The organism is uncultured Anaerovibrio sp. (assembly GCF_947302755.1).
In the GTDB taxonomy this organism is placed as follows: domain Bacteria; phylum Bacillota; class Negativicutes; order Selenomonadales; family Selenomonadaceae; genus Anaerovibrio.
In genome coordinates this window covers 1-6,469 of the sequence record NZ_CAMYWM010000137.1, presented here as the reverse complement: position 1 = coordinate 6,469, position 6,469 = coordinate 1, and the positions used below count along the sequence as shown (strand labels likewise).

The 6,469-nt window shown below is 43.7% G+C and carries 8 protein-coding genes; all 8 read right to left on the bottom strand.

Annotated elements, in window-relative coordinates; translation table 11 throughout:
• Positions 1–84: 84 nt before the first annotated feature.
• Positions 85–780, bottom strand: coding sequence for a hypothetical protein (locus tag Q0Y54_RS10985; RefSeq protein WP_297967731.1), 696 nt, complete (start codon positions 778–780; stop codon positions 85–87).
• Positions 781–868: 88 nt separating this feature from the next.
• Entirely contained in the window at positions 869–1,669 is an 801-nt protein-coding gene (locus Q0Y54_RS10980) for a hypothetical protein (protein ID WP_297967728.1), read from the bottom strand.
• Positions 1,670–1,677: 8 nt separating this feature from the next.
• Complete coding sequence (locus tag Q0Y54_RS10975; protein ID WP_297967733.1) at positions 1,678–2,349, bottom strand: CsgG/HfaB family protein; 672 nt, start codon at positions 2,347–2,349, stop codon at positions 1,678–1,680.
• 72 nt (positions 2,350–2,421) lie between these two features.
• Entirely contained in the window at positions 2,422–3,609 is a 1,188-nt protein-coding gene (locus Q0Y54_RS10970) for a hypothetical protein (protein ID WP_297967725.1), read from the bottom strand.
• A 223-nt stretch (positions 3,610–3,832) separates the two neighbouring features.
• The gene (efp, locus tag Q0Y54_RS10965) at positions 3,833–4,390 is read right to left on the bottom strand and encodes an elongation factor P (protein WP_297967723.1); all 558 of its coding nucleotides are present in this window, start codon (positions 4,388–4,390) and stop codon (positions 3,833–3,835) included.
• A gap of 142 nt (positions 4,391–4,532) precedes the next feature.
• Positions 4,533–5,609, bottom strand: coding sequence for a Xaa-Pro peptidase family protein (locus Q0Y54_RS10960; protein ID WP_297967720.1), 1,077 nt, complete (start codon positions 5,607–5,609; stop codon positions 4,533–4,535).
• A gap of 18 nt (positions 5,610–5,627) precedes the next feature.
• Positions 5,628–6,077 (bottom strand): type II 3-dehydroquinate dehydratase, encoded by a 450-nt coding sequence (gene aroQ, locus Q0Y54_RS10955; protein WP_297967717.1) that lies wholly within the window; start codon positions 6,075–6,077, stop codon positions 5,628–5,630.
• A 177-nt stretch (positions 6,078–6,254) separates the two neighbouring features.
• On the bottom strand, positions 6,255–6,469 hold a 215-nt coding region (locus Q0Y54_RS10950), incomplete at its 5' end, for a U32 family peptidase C-terminal domain-containing protein (RefSeq protein WP_297967715.1).

Below are 6,469 nucleotides of genomic sequence, written 5' to 3'. Positions count from 1 at the left end.
CTTATTTGCTATGCCTAAAAAGCGGTTACTCATCAGAAATCCTTGTTTCAAACTTATTCCCCTCTATATATCTAATAAAAAATATTATTTATTTTTTCCACGTTCTGTGTTATCTTCAACCTTTTCTGGTAATTTTAAAAGCTTACTGTCAGGTATATTGACGAATTCGTTAATGTTCAATACACATTTTCTACCGTCCATTTTTCCGTCCGGTCTAATAAAATAGGAGGCTGCGGCAATTCTGGTAAGCTCATTTCCCTGAAAATAAAACCGTACTGCTTCCAGTCCGGAAGTACCCGTATCCGTACGGTAATCCTCATATGTTCTGCCATCAGGCAATTCTCCTTCACCCACATACTTGTATTCAGGGGAACCAGCTGGCTTTTTGTCCGCTGGCAGCATAGCCGTAAACAGCCGGGAAACATCGGCAGGACCAAAATTTTCACCATAAAGAAGCATTGATTCTATGTCAAAGCTTTCTGCCACCACCTTATTTTTACCCTTTGATGAGCTATAATTCACTTCTTCATCCTTTGTCTCCCGATTAAAAGAGAAAACTTCATCCTTATTTCTTAATACACACTTGGCAAATGTACCATAGTCAACCTCATTGTAACTATCAGTATCCCTCAGAACAATTATACCCTTATAGCTCTGATTAATATAAAGTGGCGGTATTCTCATAGCTTCAAAGCCAAGCCTGACAGCCTCTATGTTATGAATACGAACTGCGGGGGTAACATTGGTATAACGTATTGTACAATTTCTTAATGACAACATATTACTGTATGTAGTTATTTTGCCGGCAGAGGCTGTTCCAAATATAAAGCAACAAGCTATAAGGGCCGTCAAAAATAATCTTATAAATTTATTTTTTATCATTCTTATTTTCCCCCAATACCTCTACCTGTACATAATTATTCATCAAATCATTCAAATCCGCTGCATCGGCCTTATATACATTGATAGGCTGTCCCCATGGTGCCAATTCAAATACATCATAATCCTTCTTTAATTCAATTATATTCAGGGTATCCAGCATTTTCTCACGCCCATCATATTGCAAATATCTTTGTATCTTGGCTAACTTCCCATCCTTGTACAGTAAATTATATGTTATAACTCCGGAGGTTGAGCCCTGCTGGGTCAGTATATTACTGGAATACTGATTACATGTATATTCCACACCGTTAATAAGCACCTTAGTTTCATTATTAAATACAGGTTCGGTCAAGCTTATAGGATTATTTCTCCATGAATCACCCCAGGCTAACACAGATAAGCCCTTAGGCAAAGCCATCATTCTATATGTTTTAGGCCATTCCTCCTTAGGATCCAAATCCTCCCTATTTATATCAGTCAGGGCCAAAACACGAGCTTTCGTTTCTCCCCTATCTACAAAGAAGCTGTACAGTTTACCATCACGGTACATGGCCTTCGATGACCATACCATACCATTCTTAACATTTGTGCTTTTCCGAACAAGTCTCGTATCACCATCTGCCACAATTCTGGTCAAATTGGGTGATCCTTCTTCCTGGTATGTCAATATAAAATGCTGTGCCTGCAGCATGTCCTTGTATACCTGATCATCGGCCTGCTGGGCAAATGCCGGACACGACAAAAGGCCCGTTAACAGAGCTCCTAATATAATTTTCTTCAATCCCATAATATTTATCACTTTACCCTTCCATCTAATTCTGCCAAAATCCCATCTTTACCATTAATTGAATCCTTGACGGCCTTCTCTATGGCATTAGTACATTGTTCCTGGCTAACCTCTACTGTACCTATAGTCACCGTATATCCACTTCCACGGGAAGTTTTCACCGTCCAATTTGAACTGTCTGAATGTCCCTTACCTCTTCCATAAAGAACGACACGTCCTGTTTTGACATCCACTACCCGGAGCATCACCTTGGCAGACACCGTATATATTTGTCCACCAGCCATAGTCCCGCCCATGCCTCCAGAGTTAGCAACCCCTGCACTGCTCTTTGCTGTAAGGCTTGTAACAGAGCCAATAGCTACAAAATCTGCCCCGGACATTTTACCAATTTCCACAGCTGAAGCAGGATTAACCAAGCCCGTCATATTAAGGCTATGTTCATCTACAATGGCTTGCAGCTGCTCTCTCTCAATCACTTCAAATCTGCCGGAACGTTGCAGCTCAAAGCCTGCATCCTCGCCTGCCGTTCCAGCATAGTTTCCAAAATGGTTCCAGGTTACAGCTGCTTTATTTTGAAACGGAAGCACTGCCATTGTTGGATAATCGTCAATATCATTAGCTTGTACAAAATTCGGCATAAGGAACACTGCTGCCACAAAAAACAAAACTATTTTTTTCACCAATATCAAATAAACCTCTCCCTTCACAAAACATGGTCTTAAATTATGGCTTTTGTAGAATTGCTTATCCAATTAATGGACCAAAAGCTTCAGTTCGCTATTATTGATAGAAACCACATAAATGTTAAGCTTTGAATTTGCTTTAAGCATTTTAGCGAGAATGTGTGGCTTTTGTACAGACTCAACCTCTATCAAAGCCTGTCCATTATTCATTTCCCTAAAATAGACATTCTGTACCCCCGTCAGGCAGCGCAATTCTTGTTGCAACTGGTCTACAGCGTTAATATCCTGTGTCTTTACAATAACATGTAAACCACTAAAGGCTTTGGCAGCCACCTTATGAAATTTTGCTTCAATTTTCTTTGCCGCCTCTGCAGCAGCTACCTGTTTTGCCTTAATTTGGGCTAATTCTTGGTTATTATCCACACCTTGTCCTTCTGCAGTAAATGTTGCAGCAATATTCCCTGTTGAAAAGTCAATCAATCGAATCTCCAAAATGGCACGTCCGGAGCTAACAAGTGTCTCTTTATATCCCCCCTTCCCGTCAGGTACTCGCACATCATAAGCAGAGGCTTTGCATTTTCCGAATACAAGATAATCTATTGGCCTTTCCTCAGATGGTGCTGTCATAATTGTCCCACCACGATAAATAGTATTTAACAATTCGGAATTACGTAGACGAGCCACTTGATTAGCATCAACAACATGCGTAAATCCCATATCAATTAATCGTTCATTTAACGCTTCCTCCACTATCAAATCATGACTGTTGCTGCTTTCACTGCGCTCATCAACATTGGAGGTACTAAAAACTGAACGAACAGGATTCTCTTTGTCAATAACAACAACAGCAATACGTGGATCATTAAGCATAACAATGGTGTTCAACCGACTTATAAGTGTAGCATCAGGATTTGTATCAACATCTATTCTCGCTTTAATTTTAAAAATATTGCCTTCATTGTACGATGATAAAATTTCAATATTTGTAACATACCCCTGTGATTGAGAATATATTTCATCTAACTTTAATTGATAATTCTCAACCAAGCTCTTGGAGGCAATATACGTTCCTGCAGCTTCTTCAACCGCATTGCGCACTGCATCCTGGCGTGCAGCCTCCTCATTTATACCAGTCCCCTCAGCAATGATAATTTGTGCCGAAGCAATGTGACATGAGCATAACAATACAATGAGAAAAAGAATAAAGTTTGATGCCAACGCAACCAGCCTATCGGCAATAATTTTTCTCTCAAACATTCATATAACCTCCATTTATTAGATTTTTCAGATAACAAAAGTATATCACCAGCATCCCCTCTGCAATACAAAAGTAACTGTAGAATGTATTTTCCCACTGCATATAACGAGTTGAAGATGTCCCCCACCTCGTTAGGTGGGGGAAAACAAGTGACTCTTTCTACAAAAAACACCTGAAACGAATTTAAAATCCATCTCAGGTGTATTTTGCTTATTTTAAAAATTATGCCCGCTCGATGTAGGCACCGGTACGGGTGTCGATGCGGAGTACATCGCCCTCGTTGATGAACAGAGGCACGCGGACAGCGTAGCCGGTCTCCAGGGTAGCCATCTTGGTAGCACCGGTAGCAGTGTTGCCCTTTACACTTGGCTCGCACTCAGTAACCTTCAGCTCAACAGAGTTAGGCAGAGTTACACCAATGATCCGGCCCTTATAGGACTGGATAGCCACTTCCATGTTCTCCTGCAAATAGTTCAATGCATCACCCAGCTGCTCCTTGTTAAGCTCAGTCTGCTCATAGGTCTCATTGTCCATGAAGGTGTACATACCATCAGTCTCATAGAGGTATGCCATGCGGGCAGTATCAAGACGGGCCTGAGGCATTTTTTCGTTAGGGTTGAAGGTGCGCTCAATAACGGCACCGGTCTCAACATTCTTGATCTTGTTGCGTACAAAGGCTGCGCCCTTACCTGGCTTAACGTGCTGGAAGTCCACTACCTGCCATACGCCACCGTCAATTTCGATTGTCAAACCTGTACGAAAATCTGTACTTGTAATCATTAGAAAAACCCTCCAATTTAAAATTGCAAATTAATTTTTTATTAACCTAATCCACCGCCCTTACCGGACTAGCTTTGCGTCGCAAGCGGTTTCCCTTCTCCAATGAAAAAGGGAAGATTAAGTGTCATACCCTCATATATTGTTAATATGTCAGCTCAATCAGCTCTTTAGGAGATGATGTAAGCACCTCATGTGAAGTATCTGTAACCAACACCGTATCCTCTATGCGGACGCCGCCCCAATGGGGAATATATACTCCCGGCTCAACGGTAATCAGGGTATTGGGCTGCAAGCCTTCGCAGGTGCTCCGGGGTGACAGGGTAGGTGATTCATGGATTTCCAGCCCAAGGCTATGGCCCAGTCCGTGACCGAAATATTCGGCATAGCCCCTGGCGTGAAGGTATTTTCTTACCTCACCATCCACTGCCTTGCCAGCTGCTCCGGGTCTCACCAGGGACACCCCCAGCAGCTGGGCCTGAAGGACAGCATCGTATACATCCCGCTGCTTAACATCTGCCCGACCAACGCAAAGGGTTCGGGTAATATCAGAATGATATCCTTTATACACAGCACCATAGTCCATTGTAACAAATTCCCCGGCATTAATCAACTTTTCTGTTGCAGTTCCATGGGGCAGGCTTCCCCGTTTTCCCGAGGCTGTGATGGTGGTAAAGGCCGGCCGCTGGGACCCCAGGGAGCGCATAACCCCCTCCAGGCGGGCCGCCACCTGATTTTCGCTGATACCAGGCTTAATATAGGTGATAATATCCTCAAAGGCCTTATCACTTATGGCAACCGCCTTCCGTATGCATTCCAGCTCCTCCTGATCCTTAATCTGACGGAGATCATTTAAATTCACTGATTTTAGGGTAATCCTGTCCCCCACCTGTTCCTTGATTTTTCCGTACCAGTCCACCACCAGGGCAGCTCCTTCAAAGCCCACCTGGGTGATCCCCAGCTCCTGCACCACCTCAGCCACCCGCAGCAGCAATCCCTTTTCCTGCTTGGCCAGACGATAATCCGGGGCCTCCTGCCGGGCCTGCTCCACATAGCGGAAATCCGTCACCAGCACCGCATCCTCATCAGAAACCACCAGCATGGTATCATCACCGGTAAAGCCGCTGAAATAATGGAGGTTCTCCAGCTTGTTAATGATTACCCCATCAAGCCGCTGGTCATACAGATAATCCCTAAGTGCCTCTATTCTGTCCTTAATCATATCAAACACTTCCAAAAATTAATTTAGCTTCTGCTTCATTTTTCTAATAGCAACTGCCATGGCCCCAAAATAGCTGTCAACGCCAAAGCCCAAAATCTGTCCCATAACCACCGGGGCAATTACCGATTTATGGCGGAATTCCTCACGGGTGTGCACATTTGACAAATGAACCTCAATAACCGGCACCTTTATGGCCGCAATGGCATCCCGAATTGCAATGCTGTAATGGGTAAAGGCGGCAGCATTTAATATAATGAAGCCGTAGCCCTTGGTCTGGGCCTGCTGAAGGGTATCCACAATATCCCCCTCATGGTTGGACTGGAAAAAATCCGTGGAAATGCCATGAGCGGCTGCCTGCTTCTGCAGCATATCATTAATGTCCGCCAGAGTCTCATAGCCGTATATTTCCGGCTCTCTGGTTCCCAGCAAATTCAGATTTGGTCCATGAATTACAAGCACTTTACCCATTTCATCATACTCCTTTTTGTAAAACTCATCCGCCCTCTGGGGACACCTCATCCACCGTCTTCGACGGTCCCCCTTCCCCTTAAGGGGAAGGCTATTATATCTTGACTTCCTTGGGGGAAGTGCCCGCAAGGTTGGAGGGGGTACGTATTTTTTTATATTATCGCATAAAAATACATTTTATATATCTCTGCGCAAAATAGTATATGGCTCCACTGGCTGGGCCATCTTCATTTTCACCAGCTGTTGGGGATGAGGAGCCACATCAATCTGCTCACCTTCATCGTTGTACATTTCATCCAATATCATCCGGCAGCCTGGCAAATGGGGCTGAAATACTTCGATTTCCTGGCCCCTCTTCATGTTGTTGCGCTGCTCCACCATGGCATAGCCTG